Origin of the sequence: Mycobacterium sp. DL (assembly GCF_039729195.1) — a bacterium.
GTDB classification, from domain to species: Bacteria; Actinomycetota; Actinomycetes; order Mycobacteriales; family Mycobacteriaceae; genus Mycobacterium; species Mycobacterium hippocampi_A.
Genome location: NZ_CP155796.1, coordinates 4,324,449 through 4,350,347, shown reverse-complemented (window position 1 = coordinate 4,350,347; position 25,899 = coordinate 4,324,449). Strand labels below are relative to the sequence as shown.

The 25,899-nt window shown below is 67.3% G+C and carries 26 protein-coding genes and 1 tRNA gene; 19 read left to right on the top strand and 8 right to left on the bottom strand.

Going from position 1 to position 25,899, the window contains the following annotated elements; all coding sequences use genetic code 11:
• Positions 1–29 precede the first annotated feature (29 nt).
• Together ABDC78_RS20755 and ABDC78_RS20750 are read left to right on the top strand one after the other, a co-directional pair.
• Positions 30–461, top strand: a complete 432-nt coding sequence (locus ABDC78_RS20755) for a nuclear transport factor 2 family protein (protein ID WP_178361738.1) — start codon at positions 30–32, stop codon at positions 459–461.
• Positions 462–528: 67 nt separating this feature from the next.
• Entirely contained in the window at positions 529–1,335 is an 807-nt protein-coding gene (locus ABDC78_RS20750; protein WP_218621396.1) for an SDR family oxidoreductase, read from the top strand.
• On the opposite strand, the gene ABDC78_RS20745 is transcribed toward ABDC78_RS20750, so the two are convergent.
• Entirely contained in the window at positions 1,316–2,236 is a 921-nt protein-coding gene (locus tag ABDC78_RS20745) for a TIGR03619 family F420-dependent LLM class oxidoreductase (RefSeq protein WP_178361737.1), read from the bottom strand. The two genes, ABDC78_RS20750 and ABDC78_RS20745, sit on opposite strands and share 20 nt — an antisense overlap.
• Positions 2,237–2,330: 94 nt before the next feature.
• On the opposite strand from ABDC78_RS20745, the gene ABDC78_RS20740 reads away from it, so the two are divergent.
• Both ABDC78_RS20740 and ABDC78_RS20735 read left to right on the top strand, forming a co-directional pair.
• Complete coding sequence (locus ABDC78_RS20740) at positions 2,331–2,978, top strand: TetR/AcrR family transcriptional regulator (protein ID WP_178361736.1); 648 nt, start codon at positions 2,331–2,333, stop codon at positions 2,976–2,978.
• Positions 2,979–3,107: 129 nt separating this feature from the next.
• Positions 3,108–4,592: an aldehyde dehydrogenase family protein gene (locus ABDC78_RS20735; RefSeq protein WP_178361735.1), complete on the top strand. Its 1,485-nt coding sequence runs from the start codon at positions 3,108–3,110 to the stop codon at positions 4,590–4,592.
• A gap of 22 nt (positions 4,593–4,614) precedes the next feature.
• Here the strand turns inward: ABDC78_RS20735 and ABDC78_RS20730 are convergent, their stop codons facing one another.
• Complete coding sequence (locus ABDC78_RS20730) at positions 4,615–6,273, bottom strand: long-chain-fatty-acid--CoA ligase (protein ID WP_178361734.1); 1,659 nt, start codon at positions 6,271–6,273, stop codon at positions 4,615–4,617.
• Positions 6,274–6,461: 188 nt separating this feature from the next.
• Here ABDC78_RS20730 and ABDC78_RS20725 point away from each other — a divergent pair, with 188 nt between their 5' ends.
• Both ABDC78_RS20725 and ABDC78_RS20720 read left to right on the top strand, forming a co-directional pair.
• Entirely contained in the window at positions 6,462–6,752 is a 291-nt protein-coding gene (locus ABDC78_RS20725; protein WP_178361733.1) for a hypothetical protein, read from the top strand.
• Positions 6,753–6,779: 27 nt separating this feature from the next.
• Positions 6,780–7,184, top strand: a complete 405-nt coding sequence (locus tag ABDC78_RS20720) for an HIT family protein (RefSeq protein WP_178361732.1) — start codon at positions 6,780–6,782, stop codon at positions 7,182–7,184.
• Here the strand turns inward: ABDC78_RS20720 and ABDC78_RS20715 are convergent.
• Together ABDC78_RS20715 and ABDC78_RS20710 are read right to left on the bottom strand one after the other, a co-directional pair.
• Positions 7,156–8,622, bottom strand: a complete 1,467-nt coding sequence (locus ABDC78_RS20715; RefSeq protein ID WP_178361731.1) for a HAMP domain-containing sensor histidine kinase — start codon at positions 8,620–8,622, stop codon at positions 7,156–7,158. The two genes, ABDC78_RS20720 and ABDC78_RS20715, sit on opposite strands and share 29 nt — an antisense overlap.
• A 33-nt stretch (positions 8,623–8,655) precedes the next feature.
• Positions 8,656–9,372 carry a response regulator transcription factor gene (locus tag ABDC78_RS20710; RefSeq protein WP_178361730.1) on the bottom strand — a complete coding sequence of 239 codons (717 nt, stop codon included), beginning with the start codon at positions 9,370–9,372 and terminating at the stop codon, positions 8,656–8,658.
• Positions 9,373–9,468: 96 nt separating this feature from the next.
• Here ABDC78_RS20710 and ABDC78_RS20705 point away from each other — a divergent pair, with 96 nt between their 5' ends.
• From ABDC78_RS20705 to ABDC78_RS20680, 6 genes are all read left to right on the top strand, one after another.
• Positions 9,469–10,215, top strand: coding sequence for a hypothetical protein (locus ABDC78_RS20705; RefSeq protein WP_178361729.1), 747 nt, complete (start codon positions 9,469–9,471; stop codon positions 10,213–10,215).
• Positions 10,216–10,225: 10 nt separating this feature from the next.
• A tRNA-Thr gene (locus tag ABDC78_RS20700) sits at positions 10,226–10,300 on the top strand.
• A gap of 48 nt (positions 10,301–10,348) precedes the next feature.
• Positions 10,349–10,753 (top strand): HNH endonuclease, encoded by a 405-nt coding sequence (locus ABDC78_RS20695; RefSeq protein WP_178361728.1) that lies wholly within the window; start codon positions 10,349–10,351, stop codon positions 10,751–10,753.
• 121 nt (positions 10,754–10,874) lie between these two features.
• Positions 10,875–11,468 (top strand): PE-PPE domain-containing protein, encoded by a 594-nt coding sequence (locus ABDC78_RS20690; protein WP_178361727.1) that lies wholly within the window; start codon positions 10,875–10,877, stop codon positions 11,466–11,468.
• 22 nt (positions 11,469–11,490) lie between these two features.
• Positions 11,491–11,850, top strand: a complete 360-nt coding sequence (locus ABDC78_RS20685) for a hypothetical protein (RefSeq protein ID WP_178361726.1) — start codon at positions 11,491–11,493, stop codon at positions 11,848–11,850.
• 175 nt (positions 11,851–12,025) lie between these two features.
• Entirely contained in the window at positions 12,026–14,182 is a 2,157-nt protein-coding gene (locus ABDC78_RS20680) for a DUF4185 domain-containing protein (RefSeq protein ID WP_178361725.1), read from the top strand.
• A 27-nt stretch (positions 14,183–14,209) separates the two neighbouring features.
• Here the strand turns inward: ABDC78_RS20680 and ABDC78_RS20675 are convergent, their stop codons facing one another.
• A complete protein-coding gene (locus tag ABDC78_RS20675; protein WP_178361724.1) occupies positions 14,210–14,872 on the bottom strand; it encodes a M15 family metallopeptidase in 663 nt (220 codons plus the stop codon).
• Positions 14,873–14,922: 50 nt separating this feature from the next.
• Between ABDC78_RS20675 and ABDC78_RS20670 the strand changes: the two genes are divergently transcribed.
• From ABDC78_RS20670 to ABDC78_RS20650, 5 genes are all read left to right on the top strand, one after another.
• Positions 14,923–16,044, top strand: coding sequence for an XdhC family protein (locus tag ABDC78_RS20670; RefSeq protein ID WP_178361723.1), 1,122 nt, complete (start codon positions 14,923–14,925; stop codon positions 16,042–16,044).
• Positions 16,045–16,147: 103 nt separating this feature from the next.
• The gene (locus tag ABDC78_RS20665; RefSeq protein WP_178361722.1) at positions 16,148–18,472 is read left to right on the top strand and encodes a xanthine dehydrogenase family protein molybdopterin-binding subunit; all 2,325 of its coding nucleotides are present in this window, start codon (positions 16,148–16,150) and stop codon (positions 18,470–18,472) included.
• 2 nt (positions 18,473–18,474) lie between these two features.
• Positions 18,475–19,173, top strand: a complete 699-nt coding sequence (locus ABDC78_RS20660; protein WP_178361721.1) for an SRPBCC family protein — start codon at positions 18,475–18,477, stop codon at positions 19,171–19,173.
• 10 nt (positions 19,174–19,183) lie between these two features.
• On the top strand, positions 19,184–20,059 hold the full coding sequence (locus ABDC78_RS20655; RefSeq protein ID WP_178361720.1) for a xanthine dehydrogenase family protein subunit M: 876 nt from the start codon (positions 19,184–19,186) through the stop codon (positions 20,057–20,059).
• Positions 20,052–20,534 carry a (2Fe-2S)-binding protein gene (locus ABDC78_RS20650; protein ID WP_178361719.1) on the top strand — a complete coding sequence of 161 codons (483 nt, stop codon included), beginning with the start codon at positions 20,052–20,054 and terminating at the stop codon, positions 20,532–20,534. The genes ABDC78_RS20655 and ABDC78_RS20650 overlap by 8 nt, the downstream gene beginning before the upstream one ends.
• Before the next feature lie 26 nt (positions 20,535–20,560).
• Here ABDC78_RS20650 and ABDC78_RS20645 read toward each other — a convergent pair whose 3' ends face one another.
• The 3 genes from ABDC78_RS20645 to ABDC78_RS20635 all read right to left on the bottom strand — a co-directional run bounded on the left by ABDC78_RS20645 (position 20,561) and on the right by ABDC78_RS20635 (position 24,163).
• Positions 20,561–22,255, bottom strand: coding sequence for an HNH endonuclease signature motif containing protein (locus ABDC78_RS20645; RefSeq protein ID WP_178361718.1), 1,695 nt, complete (start codon positions 22,253–22,255; stop codon positions 20,561–20,563).
• A 115-nt stretch (positions 22,256–22,370) separates the two neighbouring features.
• Positions 22,371–23,213: an SDR family oxidoreductase gene (locus ABDC78_RS20640; protein ID WP_178361717.1), complete on the bottom strand. Its 843-nt coding sequence runs from the start codon at positions 23,211–23,213 to the stop codon at positions 22,371–22,373.
• A 53-nt stretch (positions 23,214–23,266) separates the two neighbouring features.
• The gene (locus ABDC78_RS20635) at positions 23,267–24,163 is read right to left on the bottom strand and encodes an enoyl-CoA hydratase (RefSeq protein ID WP_178361716.1); all 897 of its coding nucleotides are present in this window, start codon (positions 24,161–24,163) and stop codon (positions 23,267–23,269) included.
• Between the two features lie 78 nt (positions 24,164–24,241).
• Here ABDC78_RS20635 and ABDC78_RS20630 point away from each other — a divergent pair, with 78 nt between their 5' ends.
• Positions 24,242–24,409 (top strand): hypothetical protein, encoded by a 168-nt coding sequence (locus ABDC78_RS20630; protein WP_178361715.1) that lies wholly within the window; start codon positions 24,242–24,244, stop codon positions 24,407–24,409.
• The gene (locus tag ABDC78_RS20625; RefSeq protein ID WP_178361714.1) at positions 24,409–25,893 is read left to right on the top strand and encodes a trehalose-6-phosphate synthase; all 1,485 of its coding nucleotides are present in this window, start codon (positions 24,409–24,411) and stop codon (positions 25,891–25,893) included. The genes ABDC78_RS20630 and ABDC78_RS20625 overlap by 1 nt, the downstream gene beginning before the upstream one ends.
• Positions 25,894–25,899: the final 6 nt, after the last annotated feature.

Genomic DNA, 25,899 nt, shown 5'->3' with positions numbered 1-25,899 from the left:
AATGCAATTCCGGCGAAAGAAGGAGTCACATGACGGAAACGGCTGAGCTGGCACCGGTTGTCGCCGCATCACAGAAGTCCTGGCAGTGCGTGCAGTCCGGTGACCGGGAGGGCTGGCTGGCGCTGATGTCCGACGACATTGTCGTCGAGGATCCGATCGGGGAGGCCGTCACCAACCCCGACGGCACCGGAGTGCGCGGCAAGGAAGCCCTCGCGGCCTTCTACGACGCCAACATCGGCCCTAACCGACTCCGTATCACCGCCGAAGAGACGTTCCCGTCGAGCAGTCCGACGGAGATCGCCTACATCCTGGTGCTGGAGACCACGTTCCCGAACGGATTCGTGGCGACCGTCCGGGGCGTGTTCACCTACCGGGTCGACGACGCCGGGCTGATCACCAACCTGCGCGGCTACTGGAACATGGACGCGATGGCGTTCACGCAGAACGAGAGCACGGATTAACCCAGGGCCCTCGGGGGCGCTCGCGGGCCGCGGTGCCGTTGTCGTCGGCGGCAGTCGCGGGGTCGGCTTGGCGGTCTCCGAACTGCTGGCCGGTCTCGGCGCCGGGGTCGTGGTCAACGGCCGCGATGAAGAGGCGGCCGCGCAAGCGGCGCAACACATCCCAGGCGCGGTCTGCCATCCCGGATCCCCCGCCGACCCAGCGGTCGCCGACGCGTTGGTCCAGACGTGTGCGCGCGAGTTCGGCCGCATCGACATCGTGATCAACTGCGCGGGCACCGCTGAGCCGGCCGGGTCGTCGATTCTGACCGTCACGTCCGAACAGTTCCACGACCTGCTCGACGCCCACCTGAGCACCGCGTTCGAGATGTGCCGCGCCGCAGCGCCGCGGATGGCGGAACAGCGCTCGGGCGCCATCGTCAACACCAGCTCGTTCGCCTACCTCGGCGACTACGGGGGCACCGGATATCCGGCGGGCAAGGGTGCGGTGAACGGCCTGACCCTCGCCGTCGCCGCTGAGCTCAAGGAGTACGGGGTGCGGGCCAACGTGGTGTGCCCCGGGGCGAAGACACGGCTCTCCACGGGACCCGACTACGAGTCGCACATCGCCGAGCTCAACCGTCGCGGCCTGCTCGACGAGGTGAGCACCCAGGGCGCGCTCGACGCCGCGCCGCCGGAGTATGTGGCACCCACGTATGCCTACCTCGTCAGCGATCTCGCCGAGCACGTGACGGGCCAGATCTTCATCGCCGCAGGCGGTTTCGTTGGCCGGTTCGACCGCCCGACACCGGCGATCATCGCCTACCGGGACCACCACGACTCACCGCCGTGGTCGATCGAGGAGATCGCCGCGAAGTTCAGGGCACTTGCGGTTTGATGACCTCGATCACCCACTGCGCGTAGTCGAGGTATTCGTCGACGCCGCCGACAGGCGGAATCGGCACCGCGCTGACCGTGACTCCCTGCTCGCCCAGCCAACTCAGGCGGTCGACGATCTCTGTCTCGCTCATTCCGGGACGACCGTCGGGGTCGTCCTGCACGACGTGGCCTTCGCCCACTCGTCTCGTGCCGAGTCCGTGCACGACATCGAAGGGGCGTCCGTCGTAGTGGGGCTGGGATTTGATGAAGTCCACCCGGTCTGCGATCTTCTCCGGCGGCGTGAGGAACGACCACCATCCGGAGGCGAACTTCGCGGCCCTGCGCAACGCCGCGTCGGCATCGCCACCTATCCAGATGGGGAGGTGCGGTTTCTGGACCGGCTTGGGCTCGAACGCCATTTCCCCGAAGGAGACGTACTTCCCGTCGAAGTGCGGGGAGTCGCTGGTCCACAGTTCCTTGATCACCGCGAGATATTCATCCGCCATGGCGCCGCGTTCGCGAAACGGAACACCGAGCGCCTCGAACTCGCCCTCGAGCCACCCCACGCCGAACGTGACCATCATCCTGCCGCTGCTCATCCAGTCGGCGGTGGCCAGCGCTTTGGCCAAGACGATCGGATGCTGCAGCGGCAGCACGGTGATGCACGAGTTGAGCCGTATCCGTTCGGTCGCACCGGCGAGATACGCCTGGGCAACCGTGGACTGCAGGTAGTGCGGTCCCGACAACTCGACATGTTCGACCGGGATGACAAAGTGTTCCGGCACGGCGATCATGTCGTAACCCCACGCATCCGCGCACTTGGCCATCCGGGTCTGGTCTGCGCCCGTCACCGATCCCTCCCACGGCTGCGACATCGCTTTGAGCCGGAGCATGTGGGGAAGGTTGAAGACGAGTTGCATACAGCGACTCCGATGTCGTGGCGCCCGGAGCACTCTCGGGATCCACCCGACTCTATTGCGATAGAGCGACAGAAGGCAACCGTTAAACTTCACCGTGACCACGCGACGGAGTCCGAACCCAGTACAGCGTCGTCGAACTCTGTGCGACGTCGCGATCCGCCTGCTTGCCGAGGGCGGACTGAAGAACGCCACCCACCTGAGGATCGATCGTGCCGCCGCACTTCCGGACGGGACCACGTCGTTCTACTTCCGGACAAGCTCTGCACTGCTGCGCGCTGTTGCCGAACGGGTCGCCGAACTGGACCTCAAGGATCTGACGGCCGCAACCCGCGAAGCCCGCGACGCGTCTCGGCCTTCGGGGTTGGCTGCCCTGGTCGCGCGATCGGCGACCGGAGTGCGTCTTGTCCGAACGAAGGCGCGCAATGAGCTCGGCCTACAGGCCGCACGCGATCCCGTGCTCGCCGAGGCTCTCCGTGGCTACACCGAGGTGTTCTCCGCCCTGATCCGCGACGCGGTCGTGCAGCTCCAGCCGCCGGGGAGCAAGACCGATTCAGCGGTGGTCGACGCTCAGACGTACGCGGTCACGACATTCGTCGGCGGCGTCATGCTCTCCCTGGCGACGGCGAACCGTTCAGTCCAGACCGCCGTCGAACTGGACTTCTACATCTCCGCCATCGTCAGGGGAGTCGGGACGGAGTTTGCGGGGGCAACCCACAGGAATCGTGCGATCAAGCGCGGGTGATCGTCCGCAGTCTTTGTGGGAATGCCAGCGCTCGGAACTGCAACATTGCTGTATCTCAACACAAGTGGTGCTTTTTCGGTCTCTATGACATTAGAGTCGATGGAACACGACGCCGAGTGAGGGATAGCGATGACCACTGCACAGCCTGAGAACGGCCCGCTCGCGGGCGAGCCGCGGATGTTGATCGACGGCGAGCTGCAACTCACGGAGAGCGGCGCGATGTTCGGCGTCGAGCATCCAGCCACCGAACAGCAGGCCGGAGACGCGACCGACGCGACGGTGGCCGACATGGAGCGCGCGATCGGCGCAGCGCGGCGCGCATTCGACCGCACCGAATGGTCGCGTGATGCCGGATTCCGCTTTCACTGCCTCAGCCAGTTGCACGAGGCGCTGGACCGCAACAAGGAGCGACTGCGCCGGGTCCTGATCACCGAGGTGGGCTGTCCTGTCTCCGTGACCGGGAGCCAGATCGAGAGCCCGATCGACGAGGTCAAGCACTGGGCCGAACACGGCCGGGACTTCGAGCACCTGGTCGACACCGGGGTGCACGACACCCAGCTGGGGCCCGCCCGACGGAAACTGCACTACGAGCCTGTCGGCGTGGTCGGGGCGATCACTCCGTGGAACGTGCCGTTCTATCTCAACATCGCCGAGACCGTCCCCGCGTTGATGGCCGGCAATACCGTGGTACTCAAGCCAGCGCAGCTGACTCCGTGGTCCGGAAGCGAGCTGGGGCGCATCGTCGCCGAGGAGACCGACATCCCCGCCGGCGTCTTCAACGTGGTGACCGCGAACGCCAACGAGGTCGGCGCCGCGCTGTCGGCAGATCCGCGGGTCGACATGATCACCTTCACCGGATCGACGGCCACCGGGCGGGCGATCCTTGCCGCCGGGGCACCGACCATCAAGAAGACCCTGCTCGAACTCGGTGGTAAGTCTGCCCACATCGTGCTCGATGATGCCGATTTCAGTGCGTCACTGCCGCTTGCGGCGATGATGGCATGCGTGATGTCCGGTCAGAGCTGCATCCTGCCCAGCCGGATTCTGCTGCCGCGCAAACGTTATGACGAAGGGCTGGCTATCCTGCAGGCCAGTATGGAGAACTTCCCGGTGGGCGATCCGTGGGTTGCGGGCAACATGCAGGGACCACAGATCAGTGAGACACAGCGCAAGAAGGTTCTCGGGTTGATCCAGTCCGGCATCGCGTCAGGGGCACGAGTGGTCACCGGTGGCGGTATCCCGGAGACCCTGCCTGTCGGGTACTACGTTCAGCCGACGCTGTTGGCCGATGTCGATCCCGATTCCCAGGTGGCACAGGAGGAGATCTTTGGTCCCGTGCTCACAGTCACGCCCTACGACACCGACGACGAGGCGGTCGCGATCGCCAACAACACCATCTACGGCTTGTCGGGAGAGGTGAGTAGCGCTGATGTGGACCGGGCCTTTGCGGTGGCCGAACGGATGCGCACCGGCAACGTGACCATCAACGGCAAGTCCCACTTCGGCGTCAACAGCCCGTTCGGTGGTACCAGACAATCCGGACTGGGCTACCGCAATGGCGCGCAGGGCTACACCGAGTACCTCCACATCAAGACGATCGGAATGCCTGCCTGACCCAGCACGTTATCGGGACTGGTCACTCACGTTGTGCAGCGCTGGGCAATCGGTGGTCCCTGTACTGCTTGCGAAGCTCGAGCTTGAGCACCTTGCCGGTCGCGGTGTGCGGCAACTCGTCGACGAACACGACGTCGTCGGGCAGCCACCACTTGGCGACCTGGCCGGCGAGGTACTCGAGCACTTCCTCACGGGTGGCGTTGTGCCCGTTGCGCAGCACCGCGATGAGCAGCGGACGCTCCTGCCACTTCGGATGTGCCACCCCGATCACGGCGGCCTCAGCGATCGCCGGGTGGCCCAGGGCGGCGTTCTCCAGGTCGATCGAACTGACCCATTCACCGCCGGACTTGATGACGTCCTTGGCCCGGTCGACCAACTGCAGGTAACCATCGGGGTCGATCGTGGCGACGTCCCCGGTCGGAAAGAACCCTTCGGCGTCGAGTTTGTCGCCGCCCTCGCCCCGGTAGTAGCCGCTGGCGATCCACGGACCACGCACCCACACCTCACCGAAAGCCTTTCCGTCCCAGGGCAGTCTGTTGCCGTCGTCGTCGACGATCTTCAGTTCCACCCCCCAGATGCCCCGGCCCTGCTTCAGCTTGATCCGGGTGTGCTCCTGCTCGGAGAGCCCTTCGTGTTTGGGCAGCAGCCTGCCGATCACACACAGCGGGCTCGTCTCGGTCATCCCCCAGCCCTGCATCGACACGGCGCCGAAGTCGCGGTCGAACCGCTCGATCATCGACTGCGGGAGAGCCGCTCCACCGGTGCCGGCGATGCGCAGTCCGAGTTCGTGCGGGTCGATCTCGGGGTGCTCGTCGAGATAGGCGAACAGCATCATCCACACCGTCGGCACACCTTGGCTCTGGTTGACACCCTCGGATTTCATCAGGTCGTAGACCGACGCGCCGTCCAGGTGCGGTCCGGGCATCACGAGCTTCGCGCCGACCATCGCCGCGGTGTACGGAGTCCCCCATGCATTGGCGTGGAACATGGGAACCACCAACAGGATCCTGGATCCGCTGTGGATGTCGATCGCATCTCGCGCCGCGGTCATCAGCGTGTGCAACATCGTCGAACGATGCGAGTAGAGAACACCTTTCGGGTTTCCGGTGGTACCTGAGGTGTAACACAGCGACGACGCGCTGCGCTCGTCGAATTCGGGCCAGTCGTAGTGCGTGGACTGCTTACCGATGAGCTCGTCCCAGCACAGCAGACGATCCGCGGGAATGCCGGGGATGTCGGGCATGTGCTCGCGGTCGGTCATCACGACGAACGTCTCCACCGACTCGAGCTGGGGCGCGAGCTGACCGACCAGCGGCGCGAAGGTGCTGTCGAAAAACAGCACCCGATCCTCGGCATGGCCGACGATGTAGACGATCTGTTCCGGGAACAGCCGCGGGTTGACGGTGTGCATGACCGCCCCCGAACCCGAGACCCCGAAGTACAGCGCCAGGTGGCGATCACTGTTCCAGGCCAGGGTGGCGACCCGGTCCCCCTCGGTGATACCGAGTTCGGCCAGAGCATTGGCCACCTGCCTGGACTGCTCTGCGACCTGCGACCACGTCGTGCGGCGGGTGTGCCCCTCCGCGGTCCGGGACACGATCTCGGTGTCGGCGTGAAACGCCGCGGCGTGCTCGACGAGCGAGGAGATCATCAGCGGCCGGTCCTGCATCAATCCCAGCATCCAGCCAGGTTATAGAGGCGCCACCGGCTTGTCGGCGAGTTGTCGAAAACGTCGGGTGCTCAGCGGCTTTCACTCCTCCCGCCGCCGCCATCACAAAGGCCGCAAAAATCGCATGCCCGGGCGGTAGCATCGGGTCGGCCGTATCTGCCACCCACGTATGCGCGGCGACGCTGTGACGGGAGACAACCATGAAGCGCTCCGTGGTCGCGGGATTGACCACCCTGTTGACGGCGGTGGGGTTGTTCGCCTCCGCGCCGCAGGCGGGTGCCGGGTGCCTGTACGGAGGACCCGTCATCAGCAAGTGCGACGGACCCGTCCAGCCCGACGGCACCTGGGAACGCTGTGTGGCAGCCGCCAAGATGATCCCCCGCGGCGCCAGCTCGTACCTGGTGCCTGAACGGCGCTGCGGCCTGATGGGTCCAGGCCTGCCGGCCGGGGATCTCGCCTTCGCCGACCCACCGGTGCACATCGCCGACTGACCCACGCCGCTGAGTAGCGTGGGCGCCATGGCGACCGTCTTCACAAAAATCATCAACGGGGAGATCCCCGGCCGATTCGTCTACTCCGACGACGAGGTCGTGGCGTTCCTGACGATCGAGCCGATGACGCAGGGCCACACGCTGGTCGTGCCCCGGGCCGAGATCGATCAGTGGCAGAACCTCGAGCCAGCCGTGTTCGGCAAGGTCATGGAGGTCTCCCAGCTGATCGGCAAAGCGGTCTGCCAGGCGTTTTCCGCCGACCGCGCCGGCGTCATCATCGCCGGCCTCGAGGTGCCGCATCTGCACGTGCACGTTTTTCCCGCGCGCGACCTGTCGGACTTCGGCTTCGCCAACGTCGACCGCAACCCGTCGGCGGAGTCACTCGACGAAGCGCAGACCAAGATCAAGGCTGCGCTGGCGCAGCTGCTCTGACCGGAGCCACCGCGTCGGCGAACCGCGGCAGCTGGACCCGGAACCGGCACCCCTGACCAGGCGCGGTGCTCACGCTGACGCTGCCGCCGTGCGCATACACCAGCGAGTCGACGATCGACAGGCCCAGACCGGTGCCACCACTGGCCCGCGCTCTGGACGAGTCGGCGCGGTAGAACCGCTCGAAGATGCGCTGCGCGTCGTCCGGACCCATCCCCGGTCCCTCGTCGCACACCTCGAGCACACTGCTGTCCCCGTCGGTGCCCACACGCACCGTGACACCTGCGTTCTCCGGGGTGTGCTGCAGCGCATTGGCCACCAGGTTGCTCAGCACCTGGCGCAGCCTGGCCTCGTCGCCCAGCACTTCGGGCGTGCCGGGCCCGTCGAAGACCTCGACCCGGATCCTGCGCTGCGGCGCGATCGACTGGGCGTCGTGCACCGCATCGGTGGCCAGCGTGAGCAGGTCCACCCGATTGTGTTCCAGCGGGCGCTGGGCGTCGAGCTGAGCCAACAGCAGCAGATCCTCCACCAGCAGACCCATCCGGCGCGACTCGCTCTCGATACGGCTCATCAGCATCTCGACGTCGCGGGCGGCGCCCTGCCGGTACAGCTCGGCAAACCCGCGGATCGTCGTCAACGGCGTCCGCAGCTCGTGACTGGCGTCGGTGATGAACCTGCGCATCCGTTCCTCGGAGGTGCGGGCCTGATCTGCCGACGATTCCGAGGACGCCATCGCACGCTGGATCTGGGCGAGCATGCCGTTGAGCGCCAGGGACAGCCGGCCGACTTCGGTCCGCGGGTCGCGTTCAGGTACCCGACGGTCCAGTTGGCCCGCGGCGATCGCGGCCGCTGTCTGCTCGACCTCCGCCAGCGGGCGCAGGCTGCGGTGCACCACGGCGTAGCCCGCAACGCCGAGCACGAGCAGGACCGCCGTACCGATACCCGCCTGCGCGTAGACCAGCGACCGCATCGTCGACTTCACATCGGACAGGTCGATGGCCACCGTCGTGAGCTCGCCGCGCAACCCCCGCACCGTCATCGCGCGCCACTGGACGTCGGAGTGATCAACCGATCCGACTGTCACCGGTACCGGTCCGACGTCGTTGTCCGCGGGAAGCATGGGTTCGGCGACACGATCGTTGACGGCCATCCAGACGTGACCGTCCGGGTCGATGCCGCGGACGTAGAAGTCCGACGGCGGACGCGCGGGGTTGGGATCGTCGATGGGGGTGGTGGGCAGCCGTCTCGGCACCTGCGCCCACCCCCGGGAGGCATCGAGCAGGGTGTCGTCGACCCGGTTCATCAGGCTGTGCTGCAAGATCGTGGTGACCGCGACGCCCGAGGCCAGCAGACCGCACGCCACCAGCACCAGCGTGGCAGCCACCAGCGCCACCCGCAGCGGGACACCCCGCCCCTTCCGACGCCTGACCTGACCAGTCACGCTCCTATTGTCGGCTTATCGGAGCTCGTCGGCTCACCGCGGTTCCCGCAGGACGTATCCGACCCCGCGCAGCGTGTGCAGCAGACGCTTGTCGCCGGTGTCGACCTTGCGCCTCAGGTAGGAGACATACGACTCCACGACGTTCACGTCGCCGCCGAAGTCGTAACGCCACACGTGGTCGAGGATCTTCGGCTTGGAGAGCACCGTGCCCGCGTTGATGATGAAGTACCGCAGCAGCGTGAACTCGGTCGGCGACAGCGAAACCGGCTCGCCCGCCTTCCACACCTCATGGGTGTCCTCGTCGAGTTCGATGTCGGCGAACGTCAGCCGCGACGTCCGAGGCTCGTCGTGGCTCCGACCGGTACGCCGCAGGATCACCCGCAGCCTGGCCACCACCTCTTCGAGGCTGAACGGCTTCGTCACGTAGTCGTCGCCGCCCAGCGTCAGGCCGGCGATCTTGTCCTGCAGCGTGTCGCGCGCCGTCAGGAACAGCGCCGGGCAGTCGATACCGTCGGCCCGCAGCCGGCGCAACAGCCCGAAGCCGTCCATGCCGGGCATCATCACGTCGAGGATCACCGCATCCGGTCGGATCTCGCGTGCCTTGTCGAGCGCGGCGGCTCCGTTGGAGGCGGTGTGGACCTCGAAGCCCTGGAATTTGAGGCTCACCGAGAGCAACTCGACGATGTTGACCTCATCGTCGACCACCAGTACGCGCGCCTCGGGAACATTCTCCGGAATGGGCATAGCCATGACCCACAATCTCCTCCAGTTGGCTGGAGAATATCCTGCTCGCCAGCTGTGCACTTCCTGTGAGTTTGTTCTTGGCGGAGTCCCTAGACTGGGCAAATGAACCTCGGCAAAGCCCTGACGGACCTCGCTTTCACACCGGTGAGGGTCGGCCTGGCCGTCGCGGAAGCTGGCCTCGGCGTGGCCAAGGGCGGCGTCGACGTCGCCTACCGCACACTGGGCGAACCCCAGGACGGGGTGAAACCGGGCAGTCCGTCGTTCGCGCACCTGCTCGGAATCGACGACGCGGTGGAGCGGGCGAACCGGCTGGCCCGGTTGATGGACGAGGATCAGCCGCTCGGGCGCGCACTGGCCCCGGACGGCGCACTCGACCGGCTGCTCAGGCCGGGGGGCGTGGTGGATCGGCTGACCGCGCCCGGCGGCGCACTCGACCGGCTCACCGAGGAGGACAGCGGCCTGATGCGCGCCATCGAACCCGGCGGGCTGGTGGACCAACTGCTCGCCGAGGAAGGCTTGATCGACCGGCTGCTCGCCGAGGACGGCGTGGCAGATCGACTGTTCGCCGAAGGCGGCGTCGTCGACACGCTCACCGCGCGCAACGGACCGCTCGAGCAGCTCGCGACGGTCGCGGACACGCTGAACCGCCTCACACCCGGACTGGAAGCGCTGGAGCCGACCATCGAGGCGCTGCGGGAAGCGGTGATCGTGCTCAGTCAGGTGGTCAACCCACTGAGCAACATCGCCGACCGGATTCCGTTTCCGGGCCGCCGCCCCCGCACCCGTCCGATCAATCGCCCGGTGACGCCGCAGCGGGTTATCAACGTCGACGACGAGCCGATAGGCTAGGGCCGCTTAAGCCTCCTTAGCTCAGCGGTAGAGCAACGCACTTGTAATGCGTAGGTCATCGGTTCAATCCCGATAGGAGGCTCCAGGATCCGACGACTGCCGGTTGTCGGAGGCAGGTCGTAGCGTCACCCGTGTGAGACAGTGTCGCGGCTGTGGCTCGCCCCTCGCGAAGCGCAGCCAGAAGATCTACTGCAGCAACGCGTGTCAGGCGTCGTTCAGGCGCAAGGCCGTTACCCAACGTTGGCTGGACTCCGGTGAGGCCCGCATGGACGGCCACCAGGGGCATTACATCCGGCTGCATCTCGCCGCCGCCCAGTCGGGCTGCTGTGCGATCTGCGGCCGAACCGGCATGTGGCTGGACCAACCCCTCGCCCTGGTGGTGGACCACATCGACGGCAACCCGGAGAACAATCGACGGGAGAACCTGCGGCTCATCTGCCCGAACTGCGACTCGCAGCTACCGACGTACAAGAGCCGCAACCGCGGCAACGGGCGTCACTACCGCAGGCAGCGATACGCCGACGGTCAGTCCTTCTGAAGACGACATCCCAGCGGCAAGGCTGGCCATCCGCTTCGAATCTCTTGCTATGCAAGAGTTTTCAATTCGGCAACGGTAGGCAGGACACGCCGCAGAGGTAGGATCGAGCGGTGAGCTCCCTGTGAGCACCGTCCTCACCCTCGGCGGCCTGAACTACGGCACCGCCGACCGCGTGGGCAAGGCGCTGTCCGGTTACGCGTCGAAGGCCGACCGGGTGATCGTGACGTATCCGCAGTCCGCGTCGCCGAAGTCCATTCCCGCGGGGGTCGAGGCGCTCGATCTCGCCCTCCGATCTGCCCTCTCGAACGCGTCAGGTCCGATCGATGTCGTCGCGCACAGCCAGGGCGCCGAGGTGGTCTCCGAATGGCTCGAGCAGCACGCGCGACGACCGGACGCTGCGCCGGCCGACCGGCTGCGATTCATCCTTCTCGGCAACCCGCGTCGCCGGTTCGGCGGCACCGGAACGCGGGGACTCGACGGCGAACCGCTGCGCCGCACCCCGGACGACACCCAGTACACCGTGCTCGACATCGCCCGCGCCCACGACGGCTGGTGCAACGGAGATGGCTGGCCCGCCGAAAAGCTCACCATGGCGAAGAAGGCGCGTCTGCTCGGCGGCCGGTTCATCGACCACCTCGACTACAGCGACGTGAACATCGACACCGCACAGGTGCGGGCGCGCGTCGGCAATACGACATACTTGGTCGCGCCGTGACCAGTCCGACCGAGGAGGATCGATGGCCGAAGCGGGACTGTGGGTGGCGTGGGGAGTTCCGACACGTGGCCGTGAGCGCAAGGCACTGGCACTGCTGATCGAGACCCAGGACTTCCTGTCGGGCCTCCAGGAGCAGGGACGGATCGAGCGCTTCGACCGCGTCGTCCTCAAGCCGCAGAACATCGAGCTCGGCGGCTTCTTCTTGGTTCACGGTTCCGACGAGCAGATCGACGCGCTTCGCCGCGACGAGGATTTTGAGCTGTGGCTCCAACGTGTGCAGCTCGTCGCCGACCAGGTCGGCATCGTCGACGCGTGGCTCGGCGACGGCATTGCCGAGGCTGTCGGACTTTACGAGAAGGCGCTGGAGACACTCGACGAGTAGGCCCGGATTTGTTTGCTGCAATCCACTTCCCACGGCCTGGAAGTCTCGAAACCAAAGGTCACAGTAACAATACGAAAGCTGTGACGATGTAACTTTTTGCCGCCCGTTCGCACGTCGATGCGATTGAATGTCCACGACGACGGGGGTCTCACAGGGCTGGATTCGAAGGGGTTTCATGGGTGCCGCAACGTACGTCGGTCGAGTGGGCGGTCTAGCCGTCGCGTTGGGCGTCGGATCAGCAGTCTTTGCAGGACAAGGCGTGGCGTGGGCCGACGACACCGATTCGTCGCCGTCAAAATCGACGACCTCAGCAACGTCGAACGACGACACCGGGGACCGCACCTCATCGGGCAAACGGGACGACGCCAAGGAATCCGCCGACACCGACGACGACGCTGAGTCTGACGACGACGCGGACGAGGACGCGGACGAGGACGCGGACGAGGACGCGGACGCGGACGACGCTGAGCCTGACGATGACGAACCCGACGAGGACGAGGACACCGAGCCGGAACTCGAGGACACCGACGAAGCCGCTCCCGATGAGAGCGCGGTCGATCCCGATGACGACCCGGAGCCTGAAGACCCTGCCCCCGTCGACGAGGCCGAACCGGAGCCCAAGGCGCAGCCCGACGGCGGCGCCGCCCCTCAAACCGACACCGACACTCCGGCGACACCTGCCGCGACCAAGCGATCACAACCCGCCGCGGCGGAGCAATCCGCTTCCGAGAAGTCCACGACCACAACCGTCGAGACCTCGGGAGACCCGGCCGTGGTGCCGAAGGAGCCGGCCAAGGTCGCGGTGTTCGCAAGCGCCGGCACCCTGGCCAACTCCAGCCCGGCCGCAGTGTCGCCGACGGTGGCAGCCCTGCTGTCCACCCCGTCGCCCACCACGTCCACGCCGAAGCCGAACCTGTTCACCGCGGTGGTGAACGTCGTCAACAGCATGCTGGACTGGGCTCGCCAGAAAGCCGACGCCACCCCCGAGAGCGCCCCGCAGCCGCCGTTCCTATGGGCACTGATGTCGTTCGCCCGGCGCGAGCTCGAGAACCTGTTCGTGTCGCGCAGCACCGTCAGTGCGGCCCAGGCCAGCGTCGTCGCTCCCACCAGCCTGGCCCTGACGACCGCCGAGGCCACCACCGCCGCGGCGTGGGTGCCCTACTCGCCGTGGCTGAACCCTCAGGTCAGCCCCTCGACGAACTTCGTCAGCTGGGTGACCGGGAAGAACGTCTACAACGACGAGACGATGGCCAATACGCTGGCGCGGTACCAGATCTACGGAACCGACGTCGGTGTCATGTGGGACAACGGAATTCCCGACGATCCGGCCACTCCCTGGAACGAGAACCAGGTGTTGATCGCCGTCGGCGACAGCTTCGGCTCCGCCAATATGAGCGGCAGGTGGATCTACAACACGTTGTTCCGCAGTTCGGACGACGACCTGTCCGACGGCATGACCATCCCGGACGGGGAATGGTTCAACGGCAACATGTTCGGCGGTGCCCCGCTGTCCGGACCCACGCAGGCACGGCCGATCATCAACCGCCCGTCGTGGTTGCCCAACTCGGTGACACTCATTCCCACCGCGGGTATCTCACTGTCGACGCCCGACACCGAGTTCGGCGCCACCCAGTACGTCAGCTTCATGTCGGTGTCGAACTGGGGCTCGGCAGGTCGGTGGAGCACCAACTACTCGGCCATCGCCTACTCGACGGACAACGGTGAGAACTTCACCATCGCGCCCGAAAGTGTGCGGTACAACTCCATTTTCAGCGGCAACCGGAACTTCCAGCAGTCTGCGTTCGTCAAGGGCGACGACGGCTACGTCTATTCCTACGGCACCCCGAACGGCCGGCAGGGCGCTGCGTACATCTCGCGGGTGGCCGAGGCGGACATCCTCGACGTGTCCAAGTACGAGTACTACAAGAAGGCATCGTCGGGCTGGTTCGGAAGCAGTCCCGCCAGGTGGGTCAAGGGCAGCCCGTCGTCGGCCTCGGCGATCATCGGCAAGTCCGGCGGAGCGTGCGGCCAGACCAAACCCGGTTACACCGTCAGCGAGATGTCGGTGCAGTACAACGACTATCTGCAGAAGTACATCGTGCTGTACGGAGATCAGTCCAACAACATCGTCATGCGCACCTCCGACACCCCCGAGGGTGAATGGTCGGAGGCGACGGTGCTGATGGGTCAGCAGACCGGTGGGATCTATGCGCCGATGATGCATCCCTGGTCACCGTCGACCGTGGGCACCGGTTCGGATCTCTACTGGAATCTGTCGCTGTGGTCGGAGTACAACATCATGCTGATGCGCACCGATCTCACCAAGCTCTGAGCGCCGAGCGACCGTGACCGTGCGGCCCTAGTCGACCGGCACGTCGAGGATCGGCCGCGCCAGGTCGGCTCCGGGTCCGTCGAAGTGCCACCACTCGCCGGAGTAGACCGCCAGGCCTCCCGCGGCCATCGCGTCCGCCAGCCGTGCGCGGTTCGCTCGGGCCGCGTCCCCGACCCCGTCGGTGGCGTCGGCACGGCCGCGGGGTGAGAAGTCGTCGAATCCGGTGCCCATGTCCACCAGCCCGGTCGGGCCGGCGAGCGTCACGTCGACGGATCTGCCTGCCTCGTGGCTGCGGGCGGACGGCCCGGGGCGGGCGACCCAGGCGGGGTCGGGCACCGCCTCGAACATCGCCACCTGCACGGCGTGGGGCCGGTAGCAGTCCCAGAACACCAGCCGTTCGCCGCCGTCCCGCAACACGGTCGCCGCGGTGACCAGTCCCGGGCCCAGCGACTCGTGCACCAGGCAGCGGGCACCGGGCGGGTACAACGGCGCACCGACGAAGTTGTCCGGTGTCGCGTACCGCAGGTCGATCACCGCGTCGGGGACCACGGTGCGCACGTCGACGAATCCAGCCGCGCGGGCCGCGTCGGAAACCGGTGATACCGGAGATGCCGACGCCACCTGTGCCGGCGCGGTGGCGGCCCCAATGACCAAGCAGCACAGCGCGACAATCCGGTGAACGGCACCCATCGGTGTCACTGTAGACGTCGGCGGCACGGGCGAGCGCATACACTGCGCTGGTGCGCGACGTGCTCGACGAGTTGCTGGCGGTCTGGCGGGCCGGCGGCACCGCGGGGCTGTCCACAGTGGTCCGGACGATGAAATCCGCGCCGCGCCCGCCCGGTGCCGCGATGGTGGTCTCCCCCGACGGCAGCGTGGCGGGGTCGGTGTCCGGAGGCTGCGCGGAGGCTACCGTCTACGAGGTCTCCAACGACGTGGTGGCCGCCGGCCGACCCGAACTCCAGAGCTACGGGGTCAGCGACGACGACGCCTTCTCGGTGGGACTGACCTGCGGCGGCACCATCGAGGTGTTCACAGAACCGGTGTCGCGCAACACTTTTCCGCAGTTGGAGGCTATCGCCGACGACATCGCCGCCCATCGCGCAGTGGCCGTAGCGACCGTCGTCGAACATCCCGACTCGCGCCGGGTGGGCCTGCGACTGATCGTCGGGACCGATTCGACACAGGGTTCGCTGGGTTCGGCACGGGCCGACGACGCGGTCGCCGACGATGCCCGCGGGTTGCTGGCCGCGGGCCGTTCGGCCGCGCTGTCGTACGGACCCGACGGCGAGCGTCAGGACGCGGGTATGGAGGTCTTCGTCGCCAGTTACGCACCGCGGCCGCGGATGCTGATCTTCGGCGCGATCGACTTCGCCGCCGCCCTCGCCCAGCAGGCCGCGTTCCTGGGGTACCGGGTCACCGTGTGCGACGCCCGCCCGGTGTTCGCGACGGACGCCCGCTTCCCGGCCGCCGAGGACGTCGTCGTCGAATGGCCGGACCGCTATCTCACCGCCCAGGCCGGACTGGGCAGGATCGATGAGCGCACCGCGATCTGCGTGCTGACCCACGACCCCAAGTTCGACGTGCCCGTCCTCGAGGTGGCGTTGCGCCTGCCAGCGGTCGGGTACATCGGGGTGATGGGGTCCCGCCGCACCCACGACGACCGGATGGGCAGGTTGCGCGAGGCCGGACTCACCGACGCAGAACTGGGCCGACTCGCCAGCCCGATCGGCCTCGACCTCGGTGCCCGGACGCCCGAGGAGACGGCCGTGTCGATCGCCGCGGAGATCATCGCCCGCCGCTGGGGCGGGGGCGGCCGGCCGCTGATGGACATCGGCGGCCGCATCCACCACGACGCCTGAGGCCCTCGTGACACATTGATGCCCTCGTGAGACATCAATGGTGGAAATGTCGCTCTCGGATGCGATAACGTCACTCTTCAAGCCCTCAGGAGAGTGATTCGTCGTGACCGAGACCGTGCAATCCGTCACCCCGCGCTACGCGGGAACCAGGGCCCCTCGTATCGAGGACAAGAGGCTTCTCACTGGTCACGGCACGTTTGTCGACGATGTCCAACGGCCCGGCATGGTGCACGCGTGCTTCGTCCGCAGCCCGTTCGCCCGCGCGACCATCAACGGGATCGACGCGTCGGCGGCGCTGGCGCTGCCCGGTGTGCACGCGGTGTTCACCGCCGCGGACCTCAACCCGGACGTCAAGGAGGCCTGGCACGCGGTCGCAGGCAAGGACATCCCCGACACCCCTCGTCCGCCGCTGGCCGAAGGCGAGGTCAAGTTCGTCGGTGACCCGGTCGCCCTCGTCATCGCCGACAGCCGCTACCTCGCCGAGGACGCGGTCGACCTCGTCGACGTCGACTACACCCCCCTGCCCGCACTCGCGGATTTCCGCAACGCGCCCGATTCAGATGTGGTCGTCCACGAGGCCTACCCCGACAACGTGGCCGGCGGGATGGGCGGCGCCCCGCCCGACGAAGAGGTCTTCGCCAACGCCGCCCACGTCGTCGAGGAACGCATCTACCAGCAGATGTATGTCCCCGTGCCGATGGAAACGCGCGGCATGGTCGCCGAATGGACGTCCACCACGGGCGAACTGACCGTCTGGGCGTCGACGCAGACACCACACGAACTGCGCGCGTTCGCCGCCCGCCTGCTCGGGATTCCGGCCCAGGGTGTCCGGGTGATCATGCGCGACACCGGCGGCGCCTTCGGTCAGAAGGTGGTGCCGATGCGTGAGGACATGTGCATCCTGCTCGCCGCCCGCAAGGTACCCGCCGCGCTGAAGTGGATCGAGGACCGGCGGGAGAACCTGATGTCGGCCGGCCAGTCCCGCCACGTCGACGGCAAGGTCCGGATGGCCTTCGACGCCGACGGCAAGATCCTGGCCGCCGACATCGACTTCATCCAGGACGTCGGCTCCTACCCCACGCCCTACCCGGTACTCACCACCGCCGCGATCGGCATGTTCTTCCCCGGGCCGTACCGGGTGCCCAAGGCGAGCTTCAACTACAAGACGGTGTTCTCCAACACCCCGGGTCTGCACGCCTACCGCGGCCCCTGGCAGTACGAAACCCTCACCCGCGAAATGCTTCTCGACTGCGCCGCGCGCAAGATGGGGATGGACCCCGTCGAGGTGCGCCGGATCAACATCCTGCGCGGCGACGAGATGCCGTTCTTCAATCCCAACGGCATGCCGTACGACAACTGCGCCCCCGCAGACACGTTCGAGCAGGCCGTGAAGATCCTCGACCACGAGGGTTTCCGCAAGGAACAGGCCGAGGCGCTCGAAGAAGGGCGCTACCTCGGTCTGGGTTTCTCGGCCTACATCGAACCCACGGGTGCGGCGACGGGCAATCTCGCCACCGAGGGTGCCACCATTCGGATGGAGTCGACCGGCAAGGTCAACGTCTACGTCAACGGCGGGTCGGCCGGCAACAGCATCGAGACCACCGTCGTGCAGCTCACCGCAGATGTGTTGGGCGCCAACATCGATGACGTGTCGACGATCCAGGGCGACACCGCGGTGACCCCGTACGGGGCGGGTACGCAGGGTAGCCGCAGCGCACCGATGACCGCCGGCGCGGTGCACGAGGCCGGCGCCATCCTGCGCGGCCAGATCATCACGATCGCGGCCGGCATGCTCGGCGTCGAGTCCGCCGACATCGAACTCTCCGATTCCCGGGCCGCCGTCCGTACCGATCCTGACAAGAGCGTCAGCTTCGCCGACATCGCCTACCGCTCCTACTACGAGCCCATGATGCTGGGCGGCGTCTCCCCCACGCTGGAGGCCACGGCGCGGTTCAACTCGTCGGCGATGATCCACTGGGCCAACGCAACCCACGTCTGCACGTGCGAAGTCGACGTGGAGACCGGACAGGTGACGCTGACCCGCTACATCGTCAGCGAGGACGTCGGACCGATGATCAACCCGAACGTCGTCGAGGGGCAGGTCGCGGGCGGAACGGTTCAGGGCATCGGGGGCGCGCTGCTCGAGCACCTCGCCTACGACGACGCAGGCAACCCGGTGGCATCGACGTTCGTGGACTACCTGCTGCCGACGGCCACCGAGGTGCCCCCCATCGAGTTCGGCCACGTGGAGATCCCCGGCCCCGGCATCGGGGGCTACAAGGGCGCCGGCGAGGGTGGCGCCATCGGGTCGCCGCCTGCTGTCATCAACGCCATCAACGACGCGCTCGCTCCGCTCGGCGTGACGGTCACCCAACTGCCGGCCAGCCCCGCCGCAATCGTCGCGTTGCTCGAAGGAAAGGACCACTAGAGGTGGAACTGAACAACGAATTCCGGGTCGCGGTCCCCGCCGCGAAAGTCTGGGAGGTGTTCACCGATGTCGAGCGCGTGGCCCCCTGCCTTCCCGGTGCCACCCTGCTCTCGGTCGACGGTGACGCGTTCAACGGTGCGGTCAAGGTCAAGGTCGGCCCTATCACGGTGTCCTACAAAGGCATTGCCACCTATCAGGAGAAGGATGTCGCCGCGCGGCGGATAGTGCTCAAAGCCGAGGGCAAGGAGACCCGCGGCAACGGCACCGCCGCGGCGACCGTCACCGCGCAACTGAAGGACGAGGGCGGGTCGACGCATGTGGGCATCGTCACCGACCTGGCGATCTCGGGTAAGGCGGCGCAGTTCGGACGCGGCGTCCTGGCCGACGTGTCGGGGAACCTGATCGCGCAGTTCGCCCGGAGCCTCGAAGCCGAACTGCTCGGCGGGTCGGTACCGGCGGCCAAGGCGTCCGAGAACGGTTCCGCTGCAGCGACTCCACTGGCCGCGGTGCCGGACGCCGGCGACTCCGTCGACCTGCTGAAGGTGGTCGCGGTCCCGATGGCGAAGCGGTTCGCGCCGGTTCTTGTCGCGGCCGCCGCCGCAGGCGCCGTCGGGTTTGTGGTCGGCCGCCGAAAGCGCAAGACCCCGGCCGGAGTTCTCGCCGACGACCTGCAGGCCGCTCTGATCCGACTGCTGTCGTGAGGGCTCACCCATGAAAGCCGCAGAGTTCGCCTACCACCGACCCGACACGGTCGCCGACGCGGTGTCGCTTCTCGACGAGTACGGCGACGACGCGAAGATCCTCGCGGGCGGTCAGAGCCTGGTGCCGATGCTGGCGATGCGCCTGACGCACTTCGAGAATCTGGTCGACATCTCGCGGGTCGAGGAACTGAAGAACATCGAACTGCGCGCCGACTCGGTGTGGATCGGCGCGGGCACACCGCACGCGCTGGTGGGCATGGATGACGAAGTGGCGGAATCGGTTCCGCTGCTGACGCTGTCCACACCCCACATCGGGCACTTCCAGATCCGGACCCGCGGCACGTTGGGGGGCGCGATCGCACACGCCGACCCCGCCGCGGAGTACGCCGCGGTCGCCCTGACCCTCGACGCCACCATCGAGGCGGTCTCGCCCCGCGGGTCGCGGCAGATCCCGGCAGCGGACTTCTTCACCGGCCTGTGGGAAACCGCGTTGGCCTCCGATGAGATCCTCACCGCGGTCGCGTTCCCGGTGTGGTCGGGTCGCTGCGGTTCCTCGGTCCAGGAGTTCGCGCGCCGGCACGGCGACTTCGCCATCGCCGGCGCGACGGTGGCGGTCGAACTCGACGATCAGGACAGGGTCGTTCGGTGCGGGATCGGACTGCTCGGCCTGGGCTCGACGCCGGAGCGGGGCACCCCGGCGGAGGAGGCGGTCGTCGGGAGGTCCGTCACCGACATCACCGCCGAGGAACTGGGCCGACTGGCCATGTCGGGGCTCCACGACGTCCCCGCCGACCTGCAGGGGTCGGCGGCGTACCGCACCCGGGTCGGCGCCACGATGGTGGCGCGGGCCTGGACCGAGGCAACCACGGAGGCCCGCAATGCATGAGCTACCTGTCGACGTCTCGGTCAACGGCCGGCGTCACGGTCACACCGTCGCACCGCGGCTGACGCTGGCGGACTTCCTGCGCGAGAAGTGCGGGCTCACCGGAACACACCTCGGCTGCGAGCACGGCGCGTGTGGCGCGTGCACCGTGCTGCTGGACGGCCAGGCCGTGCGATCCTGTCTGATCTTCGCCGTCCAGGCCGACGGCCAGGAGGTCACGACTGTCGAGGGGATCGCCGACGACGACGGCGGGCTCTCCCCCGTCCAGGCCGCGATGCGCGAGTGCCACGGTCTGCAGTGCGGGTTCTGCACACCGGGGTTCGTCACCAGCATCACTGCGCTGCTGCGAGACAACCCGGCACCCACCGATGAGGAGATCCGCGAGGGCCTGTCGGGCAACATCTGCCGGTGCACCGGCTATCAGAGCATCGTCAATGCGGTGAAGCTCGCGGCCGAGAAGACCAGCCGAGGCTCCTGACAGGCAGGCGGCCCTAATCCATCGCATCAGAAAGGTGGGGGGTCGTCGCCGTAGTCGGGTTGGTATCCGGGTGGGCGTGACAGGGACAGGCCCAGGTAGTCGATCGGGTCGTGATCCGGCGTCTGCTTCCGGTTTTGTTTCTGTGCTCGCTTGGCGGCGCGTTCGGCGGCGGCGGCTTGGGCTGCGGCCAGGTCGAGTTCGCGTTGGATCGCGTTGAGGTGCCGTTCACGGGTGATGCGGTACTCGCGGGCCTGCTCGCGGCTTCGGATGCGGGTGGGCATCTTGCGGCCCCGCTCCGCGCTCAGGGCCGGTGCTGACGGCGCGTCCTCCAGTGGTGCGGTGGTGGTGTTCCATCGGGGGAACAGCAGCGCCGAGAACGGTTTAGTGGTGTAGGTCCGCCCAGTCGGGGTGGTGATGTGCACGCTGCCGTCGGGCTCCTGGCGATCGGTCCAGCCCGGCCAAAAAGTCTTCAACAAATGGTGGAATCTGCAGTAGCACTTCATGTTTGAAGGATGAGTCGGCCCGTACGGATAGGGGCGGGTGTGATCGATGTCGCCGTGTACCGCGGGCCGGTCACAACCGGGCATCCGGCAGGTCAGATCCCGAGCGCGCACGAAGCGGTCCAGCGCCGCCGAGGGCCGATAGCCCTCGACGCCCGCCACGTCCTCCAGGCCGCCGACAAACCTGACCTTCGCGCCGCGGGCGATCAGATCGGCCAACAACGCCGCGGGCACAATCGCATTACGCATCGCCGGGATCACCCCCGCCGTCCGAGGCTTGGCCCCCACGGGAGCCGACTCAGACGCGGGCTCGGTCTCGGAAGCGGGCTGGGGTTGAGTCCATGGGAGGCCCGTGGTGGGCCGTTCCTGGCCGTGGAGACCGGGATCGAGCGACGCGTCCACCGACCCCTGTTCGGCGAACACATGGATCGACACACTCGAGGCCCGCCCGTCATCGACGCCCCGCGCGGCGCAGTCCGGGTTGTCGCAGCCACACGCCAACACAAACGACCCGGCACCCACCGCGCCCACCGCATCGGCACGACGCTGATTTAACGTGCGCGGATCGTCCTCACAAACCCCGGCCAACATCAACGCCAGCCGCTCCTCCCACACCGCCGCATCAGTGATCGACAAACTGCCATACACCGCCGCAGTGCCCGCCTGATCATCACGCTTACCGATCGTGAACGACCGCCCCCGCACCCGCGCCCGCACCCGACGCACCGCATCCGGGTCGTACTTGTCGATCCAGAACTCGATGGCCGTCTCGAGCTTGGCCGCCGACAACGCCCCCCACGCCGACGCCCGCTGCGAGAGCTCGGCATCCAACGCCGCCCACACCGCCGCATCGCGCACCAGCCCGGTATGCCACACAATCCGCCACACCACCCCCGCCGACACCTCACCGGCCAGGAATCGCGCCCCCAACCGCGGCAGCCGATCCCGCAGGGTCGTCGCGGTGTCCATCAACCCCAACGCCCGGCCATGAGAAATCGTCAGCGCACACGCCAACTCCGCGGCCGCCGCATCGGTGTCATCACAAGCCCCCCGCGGGTGCACCGCACGCTCACCGGCGCGGCGCGCCCACTCCGCGACCGCCGCCAGCTTGCGCGCCTCGGCCACCGCCGCCGCAGACGACCACCCCGCGATCCCCGCCACCAGATCGGCATCAGAAAGCCCACGTAGCCCTCCCAACCCCGGCAGCGAATCATCGAACATACATTCGATGCTAGATCAATCCAGGCCCTCAGGCTCGGTGGCAGCCCGCGCCCTGTGGATAACTACAGCTACCGAAATACCCTGTGGATAACTCCGGCGGCGGCCGAAAAACGTGCTAGTCCGCAACGACCCCGCGCAACCCGTCGGCGCCGAACAACGGCTCGAGCATCCCGGACAAATCCGGGCCGCGCCGCAGTCCGTGCCCGCCGTCGACGTTGATCACCTGGCCGGTGATGAATCCCGCTGCATCGCTGAGCAGGAAGACCGCCAGGTTCGCCACGTCCTCGATCTCCCCGACCCGGGGCAGCGGTGTGCAGGCGCGGTAGTCCTCACTGATCGCCGGGGACTCCATGATCGGCGCGACCATGTCCGTGCGCGTCAGGCCCGGCCGGATGCCGTTGACCCGCACCGAGGAGGCGCCCAGTTCGTCGGCGGCCACCATCATCAGGTGATCGAGCGCCGCCTTGCTCGGGCCATAGGCACCGAACCACCGGTGGGTGTTGCTCGACGCGATCGACGAGATGCCGACGAACGAGCCACCGCCGCCGCGGACCATCTCGCGCGCGGCGTGCTTGAGCACGTACATCGTGCCGTTGACGTTGAGGTCGACGGTGTTTCGCCACGCTGCGGAGTCGATCTGGGTGATCGGGCCGATCGTCTCGGAACCGCCGGCGCTGTGGACGACACCGTCGAGTCGGCCGTGCCAGGCGGTGGTCGCTTCGACCAGCCGCGCCGCCTCGTCCTCGTTCGTCACATCCGCCGGTTCGTAGCGCACCTGCCCGGCACCCTCGCCGGCCTGCGCGGTGATCTCGTCGGCGGCGGCCGCCAGTTTGTCGGCATTACGACCGGCCAGCATGGCGTTGCCGCCGGAAGCGACCACGGCGATCGCAACACCCTTGCCGATCCCGCTGCCTCCACCGGTGATCAGGAATGTTCGATCCGCTAACGAGAGCAGCACTGGGAATCCTCCGGAAGGTGAGCCGTATAACTGGAACAGGTTCTAGTTATACGTCACGGTTCGTCGCGGCGGGACAGCTTCGGCGCTCCCAGGGTGCGCCAGTCCGGCACATTGGGCGGCAGGCCCACCGGATACCGGTTCTCGTTGTGGGCCGCCCAGTGGGCGTGGCCGAGCTCGTGGATGTGGAATGCGTGACGCAGCGCCTCGGCGAAACCCATCGCGTCGCTGGCGGCGTTCACCGAATCCTTGACCAGCAGTGCGGCCATGGTGGGTCGCTCGGCGATGCGGCGGGCGAACTCGAGGGTCTTGTCCTCCAGGTCGGCGCGGGCGAACACCTTCGACACCATGCCCAACCGGTAGGCCTCGTCGGCGTCGATCGCATCCCCGGTCAACAGCAGCTCTTTCGCCTTGCGCGCGCCGAACTCCCACGGGTGGGCGTAGTACTCGACCCCGGGCATCCCCATCCGGACCGCGACGACGTCGCTGAACTTGGCGTCGTCGGCCGCCACGATCAGGTCACACGCCCAGATCAGCATCAACCCCGCCGAGATGGCGTTGCCCTGGACCTGGGCGATGGTGATCTTGCGCAGATCCCGCCAACGGCTGGTGTTGTTGAAGAAGTAGTGCCACTCCTGCAGGTAGGTCTTCTCGGCGACGGCATCCCTGGTGGCGCCGTTGCAGGTGAACGTCGGGTGCTGGTCGGGTCCGGGCGCCCGTTCGGCGAGCGCCTGCTCCGAGCCGAGGTCGTGGCCTGCCGAGAAGTTCTTGCCCCGCGCGGCGAGGATCACCACCCGAACTGTGTCGTCGGCCTCGGCCCGCCCGAACGCCTCGTCGAGCTGGACCAGAAGGGTCCGCGACTGGGCGTTCTGCGCGTCGGGCCGATTGAGCCAGATCCGCGCGATGCGCCCGTCGTCGAGGGTTTCGTATGTCACCTGTTCGGGGTCCGTCACCTCCAGCACATTACGGTCGACCTGGGGACAACGGCCCAGGTGGTCGGCCGAACACCTGGAGTTGGCTACAGTTGACGGATGCCCGCGAAATCAGATTCCACCGAACTCGGCGATGTCGAGCCTATCGGCGACAGCACCGAGCGCCAGGCCCGCCGCGTCGTCGCCGCCTATGCGGTTGATGCCGACGAGTGCCGGGTCTTCCTTTCGATGCTCGGTATCGGACCGGCCAAGCTCGCCGACGCGTAATGACACCCGAGAGCGGCCCCGAGGCCAGCTCCGGGACTTCAGGGTCTGCTCCGGCTACGGCGTCGGCGGACTTCGTCGTGGTGGCCAACAGGCTGCCCATCGACATGGTGAAACAGCCTGACGGCACCATCGAGTGGAAGCAGAGCCCCGGCGGCCTGGTCACCGCGCTGGAGCCGCTGCTGCGCAAGCGCCACGGGGCCTGGATCGGTTGGCCCGGCGTGCCCGAAGAGCCCGGCGACGCCGAGATCGAGACGATCGAGCAGGACGGCATGTCGCTGGTCCCGGTGCGGCTGAGCGCCGATGACGTCGCGCTGTACTACGAGGGGTTCTCCAACGCCACGCTGTGGCCGCTCTACCACGACGTGATCGTCAAGCCCATCTATCACCGGCAGTGGTGGGACCGCTACGTCGAGGTGAACCGGCGCTTCGCCGAGGCGACCGCACGCACTGCCGCCCAGGGCGCCACCGTATGGATCCAGGACTACCAGCTGCAGCTGGTGCCGAAGATGCTGCGCATGCTGCGCCCCGACCTGACCATCGGGTTCTTCCTGCACATCCCGTTTCCCCCGGTCGAGCTGTTCATGCAGATGCCCTGGCGTTCGGAGATCATCGACGGCCTGCTGGGGGCTGACCTCGTCGGGTTCCATCTGCCCGGCGGTGCGCAGAACTTCCTCATCCTGGCGCGCCGGCTGGCCGGCGCGAACACCTCCCGGGCGTCAGTGGGTGTGCGGTCGCGCTTCGGCGAGGTCCACGTCGGGTTCCGGACCGTCAAGGTCGGCGCCTTCCCCATCTCGATCGACTCGGGCGAGCTCGACCAGCAGGCCCGCACCAAGAAGATCCGGCAGCGGGCCGGTGAGATCCGCGCCGAACTGGGAAACCCCCGCAAGATCCTGTTGGGCGTGGACCGCCTGGACTACACCAAGGGCATCGACGTGCGGCTGAACGCGTTCTCCGAGCTGCTCGAAGAGGGCCGGGTGAACCCCGCGGACACCGTGCTGGTCCAACTGGCCACCCCGAGCCGCGAGCGCGTCGAGAGCTACAAAGCCATGCGCGAGGACATCGAACGCCAGGTCGGCCACATCAACGGCGAATTCGGGGAGGTGGGCCACCCGGTCGTGCACTACCTGCACCGGCCCATCCCGCGCGAGGACCTCATCGGGTTCTTCGTCGCCGCCGACGTCATGCTCGTCACCCCGCTTCGTGACGGCATGAACCTCGTCGCCAAGGAGTACGTGGCCTGCCGCAGCGATCTCGGCGGGGCGCTGGTGCTCAGCGAGTTCACCGGTGCCGCCGCGGAACTGCGTCAGGCCTATCTGACCAACCCGCACCACCCGCAGGGGGTCAAGGACGCCATCGAGGCGGCACTCAATCAGACTCCCGAGGAGGGCAGACGCCGGATGCGCGCGCTGCGCCGCCAGGTGCTCGCCCACGACGTCGACCGTTGGGCGCGGTCGTTTCTCGAGGCGTTGGCCAAATCGGAGTGATCTAGA